Origin of the sequence: Vibrio sp. G-C-1, from assembly GCF_021728015.1 — a bacterium.
GTDB classification, from domain to species: Bacteria; Pseudomonadota; Gammaproteobacteria; order Enterobacterales; family Vibrionaceae; genus Vibrio; species Vibrio splendidus.
The window spans coordinates 242,071-259,976 of record NZ_JAKKCR010000009.1 but is presented as its reverse complement, the minus strand read 5'-3'; the positions used below and the strand labels follow the sequence as shown (position 1 = coordinate 259,976).

Below are 17,906 nucleotides of genomic sequence, written 5' to 3'. Positions count from 1 at the left end.
CACCTGCACACTGGAAGGGATAAACAACAAGATAAAGCTAATCAAGCGAATGGGGTATGGGTATCGAGATACAGACTACTTCTTCTTGAAAATAAAAGCGGCTTTCCCCGGAAAGCCGCGATGAACCTTTTTAATGTCTGTGCAATCTGAGTGGAATAACTAATCGAGGTCGTTAGTTGTCCATTCTCAGGATCATTTCAGCTTTTCTAGATCGGCTTCGATCTCTGCGATCTTACTTGATACAACCTTCTCTAAGTGGCGTAAGTCGGTAAGGATCTTCTGCTTCACATCTACCTCAGCCGTTGGCGTAGGTTTGGTGATCTTGTTGAGTTCATCAATCACAAGAGTGAGGTTGCGGTTAATCTCTGTCACTTCTTTGTATTGATTATTGCCGCCGCTAACAAGCACACTTTTTACTTGTCGTGGATACTTAAACTTAACGCTTTTCGCGAACAGTTCACCTTTCTGCTTACGAAAGTAAATCTTCAGGATATCTTTATGAGCTTCTTGGCGAAGGGAGTAACGTTCAATCTGTTTAGGTTCGTGAATACCTAAGCCAGTGAGGTTTGGATACATAAGCGACCTCTAGGTTATGAATGTAATACTTTTATGTAATTGACTTGATCAATGTAGCAGCCTAACGACGAGCTAGATAGTTGATATCTGTGAATTGATTGTAAGTTGTGGGCAAGATCGCTCTCTATCTTTGCCCACACTTATTTGGCTATTAAAGCTGTTCCTAGAGCTAAACTTGTTTCTTAGTCATAACTTACTTCTAGCACTAAATTAGCTTTCTAAGGTGCGAGTTCTGAAACATGCTCAGTTAACCTTTCTCTTAGCGCTTGTTCCTGTTCTTCAGACAGTCTGCCTCCCGCGTCACTGGTCAGAATAAACAAATCTTCAGCTCTCTCACCTATGGTGGTGATTTTCGCACCGTGCAAGTTAATGTCTAATTCTGCAAAGGTTGCACCGACTTGAGCCAACAACCCCGGCGTATCAAGAGCTCTTAATTCCATCAAGGTGCGTTTCTTACTCTTGGTTGGTAGGAACTCAACTAAGGTTTTTACCTTGAAATGCTGCAAGTTACGTGGCGTACGACGAGTCTTAATCTTAGTTGGGCGGCCATCAGCCAGAACATGAGTTAGATGCTTAGCGACGGCTTTGTGTCTTGCTTCATCAATCGCTTCGCCGTGTTGATCCAGTACGATAAAGGTATCCAAAACGTGGCCATCTTTACTGACCATGACTTGTGCGTCGTGAACGTTAAAGTTGCGTCTGTCGAGCTCGGCAACCACGGTCGCAAAAAGTGCCGCTTGGTCTTTACAGTAAACGAATACCTCTGTGCCGCCACGTGTCGCTTTTTGGCTGATAAGCACTAAAGGTTGACTCGGATCTTCTAAGCGAAGTAAGTGTTCACAGTGCCATGCGATTTGAGTGTGTGTATGACGCAAGAAATAGTCAGCTTTGAAACGCTGCCACAACACCTCAATCTCACGAGCCGTGAAGCCTTCTTTACGCAGCAGTGCAGATGCCATTTGCTGGTTATGACGAATACGGTCTCTGACATCGACCGGGTTTTCTAAGCCGCGGCGCAGTGCGCGCTGCGTAGAATGGAACAGTTCTGCGAGTAGGGTACGTTTCCAGCTGTTCCATAGTTCTGGGTTGGTTGCACAGATATCGGCTACCGTTAGGCACACCAGCAGTTCTAACGACTCTTCGTCGCGAACTTTCTTGGCGAACTCTGTGATTACGTCCGGATCGTAGATATCACGGCGTTGAGCGGTCACTGACATTAACAGGTGGTTTTGTACTAGCCACGCGACTTGTTTGGCTTCTGGCTTTGATAGCCCGTGTTCAATACAGAAAGAGTAAGCTTCTACAGCGCCAATTTCTGAGTGGTCTCCGCCGCGGCCTTTACCGATGTCGTGGAAGATAGCCGCCAGAATCAACAGCTCTTTCTTTTGAACTCGTGGATACACTTCACAACAGATAGGGTGCTTATCGTGGTTCTCGATTTGGCCAAAGCGGTTGATGTGTTTGAGTAGGCGAATACTGTGTTCATCTACGGTGTAAACGTGAAAAAGATCAAACTGCATTTGACCAACAATTTGGCTCCACTGTGGCAAATAGGCCGATAGCACGCCCAATTTGTGCATCAAACTAAAGGCTTTGTGCAGTGCATTTGGATGGCGAACCAAATCCATGAACTTGTCACGAGCTTCAGGAATGGTATGCAAGAAGCGATTCAATCGGCGACGTGCGGTTCGCAGTTGTCGCAATGTTGGTGGGCTTACCCCTTCGATAGAAGAGTCATTCGCGATATGGATAAACATATCGAGAATCGTTTCTGGTCTTGCTTGGAATAGGGCCGGCTTACGCGCTTCGATCAATGAACCTCGACGTTGGAAATCATTGTCGAGAATCTCGGCTTCTTGTGTTTGACCGCCATTGATGATCGCTTGATCGAACAGCTTAAGTAGCATCTTATTGAGCTCGGCTACGCGACGAAGTGTTCGATAGAACTCTTTCATCATCATCTCGACGCCACGGTTGCCTTCACCACTGTAACCCAGGTGTTCCGCTACCTGAGCTTGATGGGCAAACGTGAGACGGTTGTCGTAACGGCGCAGTTCAATGTGCAGTGCAAAGCGAACACGCCACAAGAAATCTTGGCACTCGACCAACTCACGATATTCAGCATCGGTTAGAAAGCCGTATTTGCTCATCTCCAATAAAGACGTTGCACCAAAATGTCGACGCGCAACCCAGCTCAGGGTGTGGATGTCTCTGAGCCCTCCCGGAGTCGATTTGATGTCCGGTTCTAAATTATAGGTGGTGTCGTGGTAACGAGCATGACGCTCTCTCTGTTCTTGAATCTTGGCTTTGTAAAACGTCTCACTTGGCCAAAATGAATCGGAATGAATCTTTAGCTTCAGCTCTTGGAAGGTGTCTTCACTGCCACACAGTAAGCGCGACTCTTGCAGGTTAGTGGCAACGGTTAAATCATCGGTGCCGATCTCAAGACACTCTGCAATGGTACGCACCGCGTGGCCGACTTCGAGTTTCAAGTCCCAGAGTAGGGTAATGAATTGACTGACTTTTTCACCCAGTGCGGGTGGCAGTGTTTTTTGCGAGACGATGAGGATATCAATATCGGACAAAGGGTGTAGTTCACCACGGCCATAGCCTCCCACCGCAACAAGTGAAATATGAGGCAGTTTGTTGAATCCAAAATGCTCCCATAAACGATTGAGAAGCAAATCCATGTATTCGGAACGAAGCAGCACCAAATCGGTGACTGGATGATGATTCAGAAATTCATTTTTTTGATACTGCGTGAAGATTTCGAGCTGATTTTTTATTTCGCAGATTTCAATTTGTTCGTCATTGAACGTAAGGGGACATTGATAAGGCATAGTCTGCTATCCGTGCAAGCAAATGAGAATAGTAAACAATTTAACAGAAGCTGATGGAAAATCGAAATTGAGTGGATAAAAAAATATCCTCGACATGCGAGGATATTTTTAAAAGTCTGAGGTATTCAGCTTGTTGAACTAAGCGTTCTTCATGATACGTGGAATCGTATCGTCGCTGCGTAGTGTTAGTACCTCACAACCAGTATCTGTTACAACCAGAGTGTGTTCCCACTGAGCTGAGTTCTTGCTGTCTGCTGTGTACACTGTCCAGCTATCTTCGTCATCTAGACGACAGCCAAACTTACCCGCATTGATCATTGGCTCGATTGTGAAACACATGCCTGCTTTCAGTACGGTACGGTCACTGTTTTTGTAGTGAACGACTTGTGGATCTTCGTGGAACTCAGAACCAATACCGTGGCCACAGTAATCTTTAACAATAGAGAATTTAGCGCGTGGGTTGTTCTTGTTGTTTGTTTTGATGTACTTCTCAATAGCAGTACCGATTTGGCCAAGTTGAACACCTGGTTTAACCTGACGCATGCCTTCGTAAAGTGCTTCTTGAGCAACCATACACAGACGTTTGTTTGCTGGAGAAACTTCACCCACAAGGAACATCTTAGATGTGTCACCGTGGTAGCCTTGTGGACGAACACTTAGATCAGCATTTTCGTCATCAGGAACAATCACAGTGATATCAACGTTTAGAATGTCGCCATCTTTTAGTACTGCAGGTTTGAATTGACCTGTGCTACCCGTCTCATCTTGTGATGCTGGAATACCGTGACACACGATGTGGTTGATAGAAGTACAGATTGACTTAGGGAAACCGTGGTAATCAAGTGGTGCTGAGTATGCGCCTCTTTCTAGAGCGTACTCATGACAGATTTGGTTTAGTTCCTCTGTCGTTGTACCCACTTGGATGTGAGGTTCAATCATCTCTAGAATTTCTGAAGCCAGCTTGCCGGCAACGCGCATTTTTTCAATTTCTTCAGCAGTTTTAATTTTTACAGCCATTGCATATCTCTTAAATTTGGTAGCACCTAAGTGTGCATATTGGGGCTATTCTAGCAGTGCAGTATTTTAGCGCAACATTCTGATACCCATATAATGCTGGTGGACATTACTAAGCATGATTGAATAGTGTTCAAATTTAGACAGTTTGTCTCTTGTGTTATTGATACTCTTTATAAGAGAAATACAGTGTCAAAGATCAGTATAGCAGTCGCCATTTTTAGATTTTTTTCTAGCCATAGATAGACAAAATATGGTATAAAGCGCGCCGGACATCAGGACTGTTTTCTCCATTTGGCGAAACAAGCTTTGTGTCCATTAACTTATTTCTTTAAATCACACACATTCCGACACATGTTCCGGGGTGCCTCAACAACACAGATAACGGCTGAAAAGTGGTTAGTTGTTAGGGGTCGGATTCATGGGGAGTGTGGAGGCCTAACCCCATAGAGGATTTTAAAATGGCAACTGTATCAATGCGCGATATGCTTAAAGCTGGTGTTCACTTCGGTCACCAAACTCGTTACTGGAACCCAAAAATGAAGCCATTCATCTTTGGTGCTCGTAGCAAAGTTCATATCATCAACTTAGAAAAAACTGTACCAATGTTCAACGAAGCTCTAGCTGAAATTGCTAAAGTTGGCGAGAAGAAAGGTAAAGTTCTTTTTGTTGGTACTAAGCGTGCTGCATCTGAAGCTGTTAAAGAAGCTGCTATCAACAGCAACCAGTTCTACGTTAACAACCGCTGGTTAGGCGGTATGCTAACGAACTACAAAACTGTTCGTCAGTCTATCAAGCGTCTGAAAGAACTTGAAGCGCAAGCTCAAGACGGTACTTTCGACAAGCTTACTAAGAAAGAAGCTCTAATGCGTACTCGCGAAATGGAGAAGCTAGAGAAATCTCTTGGTGGTATCAAGAACATGGGCGGCCTACCTGACGCTCTATTCGTAATCGATGCTGATCACGAACACATCGCAGTTAAAGAAGCTAACAACCTAGGTATCCCAGTTTACGCTGTAGTTGATACTAACTCTAACCCAGACGGCATTGACTTCATCATTCCTGGTAATGACGATGCAATCCGTGCAGTACAGCTTTACCTTAACGCTGCTGCTGACGCGGTTAAAGAAGGCCGTAACAAAGACGTTGTTATCGCTGCTGCTGCTGAAAAAGACGGTTTCGTAGAAGCTGAATAATAGCGGCTCTGAGCCATATTTAGTTCATATTCAGGTGTCATATTGATATTTGAAGCAAGCTAAATACAGTCAATATCAGGGGCCATTTAATGAGGCCCCTGTTTTTTATCTTTTTTAGAATTTACTGAGGAATAGAGAATGGCAACTGTAACTGCAGCTCTAGTTAAAGAACTTCGTGAACGCACAGCTGCGGGCATGATGGAATGTAAAAAAGCGCTTGTTGCTGCTGAAGGCGACATCGAGCTAGCAATTGAAAATATGCGTAAATCTGGCGCAGCGAAAGCAGCTAAAAAAGCTGGTAACGTTGCTGCAGAAGGCACAATCGTTATTAAAGAAGACGCTGGCGTTGCTGCTCTTCTTGAAGTTAACTGCCAAACTGATTTCGTAGCTAAAGATGCAGGTTTCCTTGCATTCGCTAACGAAGTTGCTGAAGCTGCTCTAGCAGAGCGTTTAGATATCGTTGCACTTCAAGCTAAGTTTGAAGACGCACGTATTGCGCTAGTAACTAAAATCGGTGAAAACATCAGCATCCGTCGCGTTGAGCTAATCGAAGGTGTTGCACTTGCTTCTTACCGTCACGGCGAGAAAATCGGTGTTGTTGTTGCTGGTGAAGGCGAAGCTGAAACGCTTAAGCACATCGCTATGCACGTTGCTGCTTCTAAGCCTGAGTACGTTAACCCATCTGACGTACCTGCAGACGTAGTAGAAAAAGAAAAAGCTGTTCAAGTTGAAATCGCTATGAACGAAGGCAAACCACAAGAGATCGCTGAGAAAATGGTTATCGGCCGTATGAAGAAATTCACGGGCGAAGTATCTCTTACTGGTCAAGCTTTCATCATGGAACCTAAGAAAACTGTTGCTGACATTCTTAAAGAGAAAGGCGCATCAGTTACTACCTTCGTTCGTTTAGAAGTTGGTGAAGGTATCGAGAAAGCGGCTGAAATGAGCTTCGCAGACGAAGTTGCAGCGGTACAACAAGGTTAATCCTTAGTGTATTGATTAAAAAAGACCGTGGCAAATGCTGCGGTCTTTTTATGAATAATGAATTATTTTTCGGCTGTTAGCTGTTATGAATGCAAACTGAGCTCTTCAGTTTTTATCCATGACTGTTAATCATCAACTCTTTGGAAGGTAAACTCCATGACTACGAACCCTAAACCGGCGTATCAACGTATTCTGTTAAAACTTAGCGGCGAAGCACTACAAGGCGAAGAAGGTTTTGGTATTGACGCGACGGTCCTTGATCGTATGGCTCAAGAAGTAAAAGAATTGGTTGAACTAGGTGTTCAAGTAGGCGTTGTTATCGGTGGCGGTAACCTTTTCCGTGGTGCAGGCCTTGCTGAAGCAGGTATGAACCGCGTTGTTGGTGACCACATGGGTATGCTAGCAACGGTAATGAACGGCCTTGCAATGCGTGACGCCCTGCACCGTGCTTACGTAAATGCACGTGTAATGTCAGCTATCCCTCTTAAAGGTGTGTGTGACGACTACAACTGGGCAGATGCAATCAGCCAACTACGTCAAGGTCGTGTTGTGATCTTCTCTGCTGGTACTGGTAACCCATTCTTCACTACAGATTCTGCTGCGTGTCTACGTGGTATCGAAATTGAAGCTGACGTAGTTCTAAAAGCGACAAAGGTAGATGGCGTATTTACTGCTGACCCAGTAGCAAACCCAGACGCAGAGCTGTATGATACGTTGTCTTACAACACTATTCTTGAAAAAGAACTTAAAGTGATGGATTTGGCTGCATTTACGCTAGCACGTGATCACAAAATGCCAATCCGTGTATTTAACATGAATAAACCAGGCGCATTACGTCGCGTGGTTATGGGTGAAACTGAAGGTACATTAATCAGCGACGCTGACTAATTTTTCGGGCTTACTGAGGTGTTATGCTTTGGTAAGCTTATCCTTATCACTCCAAATAAAAAGCTTTCTTGAAGAAAGAACATAATCAAGGTGAAATTGTGATTAACGAAATCAAAAAAGACGCTCAAGAGCGTATGGATAAAAGTGTAGATGCACTTAAAAATAGCCTGCAAAAGATTCGTACAGGCCGTGCTCACCCAAGCCTACTGTCTGGTCTTACTGTAGAGTACTACGGTGCACCAACGCCTTTGGCTCAAGTTGCTAACGTTATTGCAGAAGATGCACGTACACTAGCAATTACAGTGTTTGATAAAACACTGACTCCTTTAGTTGAAAAAGCAATCCTGACATCTGACCTAGGCCTAAACCCTATGTCTGCTGGCACGGTTATTCGTGTACCACTTCCAGCGTTAACGGAAGAGCGTCGTAAAGACCTTGTTAAAATCGTTCGTGGTGAAGCTGAAGGTGGCCGTGTTGCTATCCGTAACATCCGTCGTGACGCGAATGGCGATCTAAAAGCACTTCTGAAAGACAAAGAAATCTCTGAAGATGAAGATCGTAGAGCACAAGACGAAATTCAAAAGCTAACTGACATTGCGGTTAAGAACGTAGATGAAGTTCTAGCAACTAAAGAAAAAGAGTTGATGGAAGTTTAATTTTCCATATTCTTTTCTTTCCGGAAAAACGCTGTACTCACGGTTCAGCGTTTTTTTATGCTACTCTGTTCGACTATTAGAATTTGATTCACTCTTTTATGCATAATTCTCAAGCGTTCACAGACTCTCTTCCTAAACACATTGCTATCATTATGGATGGTAATGGCCGCTGGGCAAAAGCTCAGGGCAAGCCTCGCGTCTTTGGTCATAAAAACGGTGTTCAAGCCGTTCGTAAAACCATCTCTTCATCTGCCAGACTTGGCATTAAGGCCGTTACACTTTTTGCGTTTAGTAGCGAAAACTGGCGTCGTCCTGAAGAAGAAGTCGGTATCTTGATGGAACTGTTTATTTCAGTGCTGTCGAGTGAGGTAAAAAAACTTCATAAAAATAATCTACAATTGCGTGTTATTGGTGATAAAAGTCGTTTCAATGATCGACTCCAAAAGAAGATAGAAGAAGCAGAAGCTTTGACTAGCACCAATACGGGTATGGTTATTAATATTGCTGCTAACTATGGCGGCAAGTGGGATATCCAGCAGGCAATGACCTCAATTGCTCAACAGGTAAAGTCTGGCGATATTAATGTAGATGACATTGATGAAGCTATGATTACACAGCACCTGACTATGGCAGATATTCCTGAAGTTGACCTACTTATCCGCACCAGTGGCGAGTGCCGCATTAGTAACTTTATGCTTTGGCAATTGGCTTACGCCGAAATGTATTTCACTGAACAATTCTGGCCAGACTTTAATGAAGACAGCTTAGTAGAAGCTGTGACTTGGTTTGTAAACCGCGAGCGTCGTTTTGGATGCACTGGTGAGCAAATTAAAGCTCTGATGGACAGTTAATAAGGATTTTTTGGTTTGAAACAACGAATTATTACGGCGTTGATTTTAGCTCCCCTAGTTATTCTAGGTATTTTCGAGTTATCACTTCCCACGTTTATTCTTTCACTAGCAGTAATCTCGCTATTGGGCTTTTGGGAGTGGACTCAGTTTGTTGAAAGCAAATCGCGTTATTTAGCGCTGATTCCAACGGTTGTAGTCAGTGCTGCAAGTTTTGCTTTTATCCCTTTTGATGCATTTAGCCTTAATCATTTATCTAGCGCTCACTACACCATTCTAACGATTGGCTCTATTTGGTGGGTAATAGCGAGTGGTATGGCGGTGACTTACCCTAAGTCTATGCCCGCATGGAAAGATTCTTCTCTCCTTCGTCACGCATTTGGCGTGCTGACTCTGCTGCCATTTTTTTGGAGTGTGGTTATTCTGCGCGCTAACGGTATCGATGTTGATCCTTACCACGGTGCAAAATTGGTGATGTTTGTTTGTTTGCTCGTTTGGGCAGCTGACAGCGGTGCTTATTTTTCAGGAAAGAGTTTTGGTAAGCGTAAAATGGCACCAGCGGTAAGCCCTAATAAGACGATTGAAGGTCTTATTGGTGGCATTATTACAGCAGTGATCATAGCTTGGATTTTTGCTGACTTATTTGATATCCAATTCACAAGTCCTCTTCACATGATTGTAATTACCCTTGTGACTGTCGTTATCTCTGTTCTTGGTGACCTTGTTGAAAGCATGTTTAAGCGTGTTTCAGGGGTGAAAGACAGCAGTAATCTGATTCCTGGTCATGGTGGTATACTTGATAGAATAGATAGCTTAACGGCTGCATTCCCTGTCTTTGCTTTGCTTTATTTAGCATTCTAATAATAAAGGGCAGTGATTCTGCCCTTTATTTCATTTCTACGGTCATATGTGATGCGAAATCTAACTATCCTTGGCGCTACCGGCTCAATTGGTGCAAGTACACTAAAAGTCGTTGAACAAAACCCAGATCTCTATTCGGTCGTGGCACTGGCTGCCGGGTCGAATGTCGAAAAGATGTTGGCGTTAGTTGAAAAGTGGCAACCAAGCTATATTGCTATGGCTTGCCCTGATGCAGCATCTCAGCTGACTGAAATGCTGTCCGCTAATTACCCTAACGTTACAGTACTTTCAGGCCCAGAAGGCATGTGTCAGGTTGCTTCTCTAGAGGAAGTGGACACGGTAATGGCTGCGATCGTGGGAGCGGCAGGTTTACTTCCTACGATGGCTGCGGTTAAGGCTGGTAAGCGTATTCTGCTTGCTAATAAAGAAGCCTTGGTGATGTCTGGACAGTTGTTTATAGACGCCGTGGAAAAGTACGGTGCTGAACTACTTCCTGTAGACAGTGAGCATAATGCTATCTTCCAATGCCTACCGCAAAATGTACAAACCCATCTAGGTCGTTGTAATCTGGAAGAGAACGGTATCAACCATATTCTCTTGACAGGTTCTGGTGGTCCTTTCCGCTATACGGATGTTGCTGAGTTAGAATCGGTAACACCGGCTCGAGCTATTGCACACCCTAACTGGTCTATGGGCCCTAAGATCTCTGTTGACTCTGCGACCATGATGAATAAAGGTCTAGAGTACATTGAAGCTAAGTGGCTATTTAATGCTTCTCAAGAACAGTTAAAAGTCATTATTCATCCTCAGTCTGTGATTCATTCAATGGTCCAGTACAAGGATGGCTCGGTACTTGCTCAAATGGGTGAACCCGATATGGCGACGCCAATCGCTTTGACGATGTCTTATCCTGAGCGTACAGAAGCTGGCGTTAAGCCTCTGGATTTCACCAAAGTGGGCGAGCTTACTTTTCTAGAACCCGATTTTAGCCGTTACCCATGTTTAAGATTAGCAATTGAAGCGTGCTACCTAGGGCAGCATGCAACAACAGCAATTAATGCTGCCAATGAAATTGCAGTCGATGCCTTTTTGAACAATCGGGTTAAGTTTACCGATATTGCTGTCATTAACGAGCATGTTATGAGCAAAGTATGTGAACAATATAGCTCTGAGGGTTTAGATAGCTTGGAAAGCCTTCTTGAGCTAGATAATATGTCTCGTCAAATAGCCATTCAATTTATTAAAGAGCAGCTAGCATGAGTGGAATTCTGTGGAACTTCGCATCTTTTATTGTAGCGCTTGGTATCCTGGTTGCTGTTCATGAGTTTGGACACTTCTGGGTTGCTCGTCGTTGTGGTGTGAAAGTAGAAAAATTCTCGATTGGTTTTGGTAAATCAATCTGGAGCAAGATCGGCCGTGATGGTACTGAATACAGCTTGTCAGTGATTCCGCTGGGCGGCTACGTTAAGATGCTCGATGGGCGTGTTGACGACCTTTCTGAAGAAGAGCAGCAATACGCTTTTGACAAGAAGCCATTGTGGAAACGCACGGCGATAGTCGGTGCAGGCCCAGCATTTAACTTTATCTTTGCGGTGTTTGCGTATTGGCTGGTATTTTTGATTGGCGTGCCTGCGGTTAAACCGGTGATCGGTGAGGTCACCCCGCAATCTATTGTTGCACAAGCCGGAATTGAAACTGGAATGGAACTTAAATCTATTTCAGGAATCAAAACCGCAGATTGGGAATCAGTCAATATGGGTTTGATATCACATATTGGTGACCAATCCATGACAGTAACGGTTTCTTCTCAAGACGATATTGGCTTTGAGCAACAGATGACATTGGATATTTCAGACTGGTCGTTCAACCCAGAAACTGAGTCTGCAATGACAACGCTTGGTTTTAGACCGTACTCTCCAGAGATATCAACAGTGCTTGCTCAAGTTATTGATGATGGCGCTGCATACTCTGCGGGGCTAGAAGCTGGTGACAAAATTGTTGAAATTAATGGGCAGCCAATTGAACAGTGGCAGTCGGTTGTTGAGTTGATTCGCTCGAACCCGATGAAATCCATGAACCTTATTGTACTGCGTAATGGTTTTGAACAGTCGTTGTCTATGACGCCAAAAAGTCGAGAGCTTTCTGATGGTTCAATAATCGGCTATGCGGGTATTGCTCCAGAAGTCGCAGAATGGCCAGAAGATTATCGCTTTGAGTTACAATTTGGTGTAATTGAGTCTGTAGGAAAAGCATTTGATAAAACAGGTCAAATCATTAGTTTGACGCTGACAATGCTCAAGAAGCTCATCGTTGGCGATGTCGGCTTAAACAACTTGAGTGGCCCGATTTCAATTGCTAAAGGCGCAGGTACAACCGCCGATTACGGTTTGGTTTACTTCTTAGGCTTTTTGGCTCTGATTAGTGTCAATTTGGGTATTATTAATTTGGTTCCGCTGCCTATGCTTGATGGCGGACATTTGCTCTTTTTCGCTATTGAGGCCATTACTCGTAAACCTGTCCCTGAAAAAATTCAGGAAATGGGATACAGAGTAGGAGGTGCAATCCTCTTCTCTTTGATGGCTCTGGCAATATTTAATGATTTTACTCGTCTGTGAATGGTTTCTCACAGGCATTGGTAGTAGCAAGGAATAATTAGAATAAGTATGGCGATTAAGCAAATTCTGTTCGCAAGTCTATTGGCCACTAGTGTGGCTGCGAACGGAGCACAAAACTTTGTAGTTCAAGATATCAAGATCGAAGGTTTACAGCGTGTTGCACTTGGTGCAGCTCTACTGAAAATGCCAGTGCGTATTGGCGATGAAGTGGATGAAGGCGATGTATCTGAGATCATTCGTGCACTGTATGCTTCAGGTAACTTTGAGGATGTTAAGGTCCTTCGCGATGAAGGTGTTTTAGTTGTTCAAGTAAAAGAACGACCGACCATCGCAAGCATTTCATTTTCAGGGAACAAAGCGATCAAAGAAGAGCAACTTCAGCAGAACCTAGATGCATCTGGTGTTCGTGAAGGTGAAGCCCTTGACCGCACAACGCTGAGTAACATCGAGAAAGGCCTAGAAGATTTTTACTACAGTGTTGGTAAGTACAACGCGACAGTAAAAGCGGTTGTGACACCTTTGCCACGTAACCGTTCTGACCTTAAGTTTGTATTTACTGAAGGCGTATCCGCTAAGATTCAGCAAATCAACTTTATTGGTAATGAAGTCTTCTCTGATGCTGAGTTACTGAGCCGTTTCAACCTGAATGTTGATGTTGCATGGTGGAATTTCCTTGCGGATGAAAAATACCAGAAGCAAGTATTAGCGGGTGATATCGAAGCGTTGAAATCGTACTACCTTGACCGTGGTTACCTTAAATTTAAGGTGGATTCTACACAAGTAGCGATCTCTCCAGATAAGAAAGGCGTTTACATCACGCTTGGTATTGATGAAGGCGAAGCCTACACCGTTAAAGATGTCGCGTTTCGCGGTGAGCTGATTGGTCGTGAGGCTGATTTTGAAGCATTAGTACCATTTGAAGACGGCGATACGTACAACGGCTCTTCTGTGACATCACTAGAAGAGGGCGTAAAACGTATTCTTGGTGAGTCTGGTTATGCGTACCCACAAGTACGTACTATTCCTGAATTTGACGATGAGACGAAAGAAGTATCATTGGTGATTAATGTAGAAGCGGGCAGCCGTATCTACGTTCGTGATATTCGATTTACGGGTAATAACTCGACCAAAGATGAAGTACTACGTCGTGAAATGCGTCAAATGGAAGGCAGCTGGCTTAACTCTAAGTCAATTGACACCGGTAAGAGCCGCCTTAACCGTTTAGGTTTCTTTGAAACGGTTGATGTACAAACAGTGCGTGTTCCTGGCAGTGAAGACCAAGTTGACTTGGTTTACAACGTTAAGGAAGCGAACTCAGGCAGCATCAACTTTGGTGTTGGTTACGGTACCGAGTCAGGTGTCAGCTTCCAAGTTGGTTTGCAACAAGATAACTTTGCGGGTTCAGGTAACCGTGTTGGCGTAAGTGCCATGATGAACGATTATCAAAAGAACGTGAGCTTAGACTACCGTGACCCATACTGGAACCTTGATGGTGTGAGCTTAGGCGGTAAGATCTTCTACAACGAATTCGAAGCCTCTGAAGCGGGTATTGTCGACTATACCAACCAAAGTTACGGTACCAGCCTGACATGGGGCTTCCCTATGGATGAGCTGAACCGTATCGAATTTGGTGTTGGCTATACGCACAACAAGATCGGTAACGTTCCGACTTATATCCAAGTGGAACAGTTCGCGAGAAGTATTGACCAATATGGTGACGAAAACATCTTAACTGATGACTTCGATATCAATATCTCTTGGACTCGTAACAACCTTAACCGTGGTTTCTTCCCAACCGAGGGTAACCACCAACGTGCTTTCGCTAAAATGACTGTACCAGGCTCTGACGCTAAGTACTTCAAAGCTCAGTACGATGTAAAACATTACATCCCGCTGACCAAAAAGCATGAGTTCACACTTTTGATGCGTGGCCGATTAGGCTATGGTAATGGTTACGGTCAAACGGATGGTAATGATAACTTGTTCCCATTCTACGAGAACTACTACGCAGGTGGCTTTACAACGTTGCGTGGCTTTGGCTCTAACTCAGCGGGTCCAAAAGCCGTTTACGGGAGCAGTACGGGTAACAACCCTACGTACAGCTCAGCAACCGATGATTCGGTTGGTGGTAATGCGGTTGCCTTGGCAAGTTTAGAGTTAATTGTACCTACGCCGTTTGCTTCTGATGAAGCACGTAGCCAGATTCGAACCAGTGTCTTCTTCGACATGGCAAGTGTATGGGATACCGAGTTCGTAGACCGTGGTGCACCTAACAGTGGCAGCCAGTATTACTACGATTACTCTGATCCAACAAATTACCGTTCATCTTATGGTGCAGCCCTTCAATGGATGTCGCCGATGGGCCCATTGGTTTTCTCTCTAGCGAAACCCGTTAAAATTTACGAAGGTGATGATGAAGAATTCTTCACATTTACCATTGGTAGAACTTTCTAATATTTAAAGGACAATATTTTGAAAAATATGATTAAAGCAGCAGGTTTAGGCCTTGTAGTTCTTAGCTCTTCTTTCTTTGCAACAGCTGCTGAAGCTGCGCAAAAAGTGGGTTATGTAAACACTGCACAAGTATTCCAGGCTCTACCTCAGCGCGAAGTTGTTCTTCAAAAAATGCAGGAAGAGTTCAAAGATAAAGCTGCTGAGCTGCAGAGCATTCAAGCAGAAGCAAAAACTAAGATTGAAAAGCTTAAGCGTGATGGTGAACTACTAGGTCCTGACGAAGTTGAGAAGCTTCGTATCGAAGTCGGTCAACTAGACAGTAAGTACAAAATCAAAGCTCAAGCACTAGAAAAAGCAAGCCAACGTCGTGAAGCACAAGAGAAGCAGAAGCTATTCAAAGTGATTCAAGATGCTGTAACTAAAGTTGCAGAGAAAGAAGGCTACGACATGATTGTTGATATTCAAGCTCTGCAGTACGGCAAGCCGGAATACAACATCTCTGAGCAAGTAATTAAATCACTGAAATAAGTTTATGAAGAACCTGACTTTAGCCGAATTGGCAACGATTACCGGGGGAGAGCTACACGGAGACGGTATGGTTACCGTTTCAGCAGTTGCTCCTATGGATAAAGCGCAAGAAGGAAACATTACGTTCCTTTCGAACGTGAAGTACAGCAAGCACCTTGGTGACTGTAAAGCATCCGCTATTATGGTTAAAGAGAGTGAGCGCGAACTGTGTAAGACCAACGTGATTGTGGTCAGCGACCCTTACGTTGCTTTTGCTAAAGTTGCTCAAGCGCTTGATACTACTCCTGCACCCGCAGCGGCTATCGCTGATTCTGCTTCAATTTCAAGCGATGCAACCATTGGACAAAATGTGTCTATCGGTGCGAACGCTGTGATTGAGTCTGGTGTGGTACTTGGTGATGATGTGATCATCGGAGCGGGTTGTTTTATTGGTAAAAATGCAAATATTGGCACAGGCACTAAGCTATGGGCTAATGTAAGTGTTTACCATGAAGTCGTGATTGGTGACGCGTGTTTGATTCAATCAAGCACTGTCATTGGCTCTGATGGCTTTGGTTATGCGAACGAGAAAGGTGAGTGGGTTAAGATTCCACAAGTCGGTTCAGTTCGCATTGGTAACCGTGTAGAAATTGGCGCGTGTACAACCATCGACCGTGGCGCATTAGATGACACAATCATTGAAGATAACGTTATCTTAGATAACCAGCTTCAAATTGCTCACAATGTTCACATCGGATATGGTTCTGCTATTGCAGGTGGTACTATTATCGCAGGCAGCACGACGATAGGTAAGTACTGTATTATTGGTGGCGGTTGTGTGATTAATGGTCATATTGAAATCGTTGGCGGCGTTACAATCACCGGTATGGGGATGGTAATGCGCAGTATCACTGAGAAAGGCATGTACTCTTCGGGTATTCCTTTACAGCCAAACAAAGATTGGCGTAAAACAGCAACGCGTGTACATCGTATTGATGAAATGAACAAGCGTTTGAAAACCGTTGAAAAACTTATCGAGAAGAGCGCGGAATCATAATTCCAGCATTTCTAATAAAAGGCTCGCGTACAGCGAGTCTTTTTCGTTTATAATCCTTCTAATTAAATAAAGAATATACATAGGAATACGACTTTGACTACTGAACAGACAACGATGAACATTACTGAAATTCAGGAACTATTACCTCATCGCTACCCATTCTTAATGGTTGATCGTGTGACTAGCTTTGAAAAAGAAAAAACACTGACTGCGATTAAGAATGTCTCTGTTAACGAACCTCAGTTCACAGGCCACTTCCCTCAACTTCCTGTATTCCCAGGCGTGTTGATCTTAGAAGCAATGGCGCAAGCAACAGGTCTTCTAGCATTTAAATCATTTGGTGCCCCTTCTGGTAACGAGCTTTACTACTTTGCAAGTGTAGATAAAGCTAAATTCCGCAAGCCAGTAGTGCCAGGTGACCAACTGATTATCGAAGTTGAATTCTTAAAAGAGCGTCGTGGTATTGCATCGTTTAACGGCGTTGCTAAAGTTGACGGCGTAGTTGTATGTTCAGCTGAACTTAAATGTGCTCGTAGAGAGTTTTAATATGATTCATGAAACAGCGAAAATTCACCCGGCAGCAGTAATCGAAGGTGATGTAACTATCGGTGCTAACGTGACGGTTGGGCCTTTCACTTACATTGCTGGTAACGTGACAATTGGTGACGACACTGAAGTGATGTCGCATGTGGTGATCAAAGGTCACACAAGCATTGGTAAAGAAAACCGCATCTTCCCACACGCTGTTATCGGTGAAGAGAACCAAGATAAGAAGTACGGTGGCGAAGAGACAACAGTTGTGATCGGTGATCGCAACGTGATTCGTGAGGCGGTTCAAATCCACCGTGGTACAACTCAAGACAAAGCAACCACAGTGATCGGTGATGACAACTTACTTTGTGTTAATGCTCACGTAGCACACGATGTTATTGTTGGTAACCACACTCACATTGGTAACAACGCTATTCTTGGCGGTCACGTAACCGTGGGTGACTACGCTGGTGTAATGGCGCTATCTGCGATTCACCCGTTTTGTTCAATAGGTGCTTACGCCTACATTGGCGGCTGTTCTGCTGTTGTTCAAGATGTACTGCCGTACGTGCTTGCACAGGGTAACCATGCGGCTCCATTTGGCCTTAACCTAGTGGGCTTGAAGCGTAACGGATTTGAGAAACCAGAAATTCGTGCACTACAGAAAGCGTACAAAGAGTTATACCGTTCAGGTAAAACACTTGAAGAAGCGAAAGCGGCTTTAGTTGAAATGGCGAAAGAGTTTACTTCGGTTACTCCTATGCTAGAAATGCTAGAGAACTCTGAGCGCGGTATTATTCGTTAATACTTGATATGATTGTTTACCAATCAGCGCAAGTACGACAATAATGACTTAATCAGATTGGTATAACAAAAAGA

The 17,906-nt window shown here is 44.0% G+C and carries 17 protein-coding genes; 14 read left to right on the top strand and 3 right to left on the bottom strand.

Features of this window, described 5'->3' with window-relative positions; translation table 11 throughout:
• A partial coding sequence (locus L3V36_RS15245) for a transposase (RefSeq protein WP_137406502.1) occupies positions 1-124 on the top strand: 124 nt, incomplete at its 5' end.
• A 68-nt stretch (positions 125-192) separates the two neighbouring features.
• On the opposite strand, the gene L3V36_RS15240 is transcribed toward L3V36_RS15245, so the two are convergent.
• The 3 genes from L3V36_RS15240 to map all read right to left on the bottom strand — a co-directional run bounded on the left by L3V36_RS15240 (position 193) and on the right by map (position 4,433).
• Complete coding sequence (locus L3V36_RS15240; protein ID WP_004734354.1) at positions 193-576, bottom strand: DUF3461 family protein; 384 nt, start codon at positions 574-576, stop codon at positions 193-195.
• A 218-nt stretch (positions 577-794) separates the two neighbouring features.
• Positions 795-3,416 (bottom strand): bifunctional uridylyltransferase/uridylyl-removing protein GlnD, encoded by a 2,622-nt coding sequence (gene glnD, locus L3V36_RS15235; RefSeq protein ID WP_017084157.1) that lies wholly within the window; start codon positions 3,414-3,416, stop codon positions 795-797.
• A 138-nt stretch (positions 3,417-3,554) separates the two neighbouring features.
• A complete protein-coding gene (map, locus tag L3V36_RS15230) occupies positions 3,555-4,433 on the bottom strand; it encodes a type I methionyl aminopeptidase (protein ID WP_004734352.1) in 879 nt (292 codons plus the stop codon).
• Positions 4,434-4,891: 458 nt separating this feature from the next.
• On the opposite strand from map, the gene rpsB reads away from it, so the two are divergent.
• The 13 genes from rpsB to lpxA all read left to right on the top strand — a co-directional run bounded on the left by rpsB (position 4,892) and on the right by lpxA (position 17,832).
• On the top strand, positions 4,892-5,626 hold the full coding sequence (gene rpsB, locus L3V36_RS15225; RefSeq protein ID WP_004734351.1) for a 30S ribosomal protein S2: 735 nt from the start codon (positions 4,892-4,894) through the stop codon (positions 5,624-5,626).
• A gap of 138 nt (positions 5,627-5,764) precedes the next feature.
• The gene (gene tsf / locus L3V36_RS15220; RefSeq protein ID WP_017072670.1) at positions 5,765-6,610 is read left to right on the top strand and encodes a translation elongation factor Ts; all 846 of its coding nucleotides are present in this window, start codon (positions 5,765-5,767) and stop codon (positions 6,608-6,610) included.
• Between the two features lie 156 nt (positions 6,611-6,766).
• Positions 6,767-7,498 (top strand): UMP kinase, encoded by a 732-nt coding sequence (gene pyrH / locus L3V36_RS15215; protein ID WP_017072669.1) that lies wholly within the window; start codon positions 6,767-6,769, stop codon positions 7,496-7,498.
• A gap of 98 nt (positions 7,499-7,596) precedes the next feature.
• Entirely contained in the window at positions 7,597-8,154 is a 558-nt protein-coding gene (frr, locus tag L3V36_RS15210; RefSeq protein ID WP_004734349.1) for a ribosome recycling factor, read from the top strand.
• 98 nt (positions 8,155-8,252) lie between these two features.
• Positions 8,253-9,005 (top strand): isoprenyl transferase, encoded by a 753-nt coding sequence (locus L3V36_RS15205; protein WP_029222668.1) that lies wholly within the window; start codon positions 8,253-8,255, stop codon positions 9,003-9,005.
• A 15-nt stretch (positions 9,006-9,020) separates the two neighbouring features.
• Positions 9,021-9,863 (top strand): phosphatidate cytidylyltransferase, encoded by an 843-nt coding sequence (locus tag L3V36_RS15200; protein WP_017084153.1) that lies wholly within the window; start codon positions 9,021-9,023, stop codon positions 9,861-9,863.
• 51 nt (positions 9,864-9,914) lie between these two features.
• Positions 9,915-11,123: a 1-deoxy-D-xylulose-5-phosphate reductoisomerase gene (ispC, locus tag L3V36_RS15195; RefSeq protein WP_102441399.1), complete on the top strand. Its 1,209-nt coding sequence runs from the start codon at positions 9,915-9,917 to the stop codon at positions 11,121-11,123.
• A complete protein-coding gene (gene rseP, locus L3V36_RS15190) occupies positions 11,120-12,478 on the top strand; it encodes a sigma E protease regulator RseP (RefSeq protein WP_017079406.1) in 1,359 nt (452 codons plus the stop codon). Before ispC ends, rseP begins: the two co-directional genes overlap by 4 nt.
• A gap of 48 nt (positions 12,479-12,526) precedes the next feature.
• Positions 12,527-14,932, top strand: coding sequence for an outer membrane protein assembly factor BamA (gene bamA, locus L3V36_RS15185; RefSeq protein ID WP_004734344.1), 2,406 nt, complete (start codon positions 12,527-12,529; stop codon positions 14,930-14,932).
• A 27-nt stretch (positions 14,933-14,959) separates the two neighbouring features.
• Complete coding sequence (locus tag L3V36_RS15180; RefSeq protein WP_004734343.1) at positions 14,960-15,460, top strand: OmpH family outer membrane protein; 501 nt, start codon at positions 14,960-14,962, stop codon at positions 15,458-15,460.
• A gap of 4 nt (positions 15,461-15,464) precedes the next feature.
• The gene (gene lpxD / locus L3V36_RS15175; protein ID WP_076645951.1) at positions 15,465-16,496 is read left to right on the top strand and encodes a UDP-3-O-(3-hydroxymyristoyl)glucosamine N-acyltransferase; all 1,032 of its coding nucleotides are present in this window, start codon (positions 15,465-15,467) and stop codon (positions 16,494-16,496) included.
• Positions 16,497-16,589: 93 nt separating this feature from the next.
• Positions 16,590-17,042: a 3-hydroxyacyl-ACP dehydratase FabZ gene (gene fabZ / locus L3V36_RS15170; protein WP_004734341.1), complete on the top strand. Its 453-nt coding sequence runs from the start codon at positions 16,590-16,592 to the stop codon at positions 17,040-17,042.
• A 1-nt stretch (position 17,043) separates the two neighbouring features.
• Positions 17,044-17,832, top strand: a complete 789-nt coding sequence (gene lpxA, locus L3V36_RS15165) for an acyl-ACP--UDP-N-acetylglucosamine O-acyltransferase (protein ID WP_102447209.1) — start codon at positions 17,044-17,046, stop codon at positions 17,830-17,832.
• The last annotated feature ends 74 nt before the right edge of the window (positions 17,833-17,906 follow it).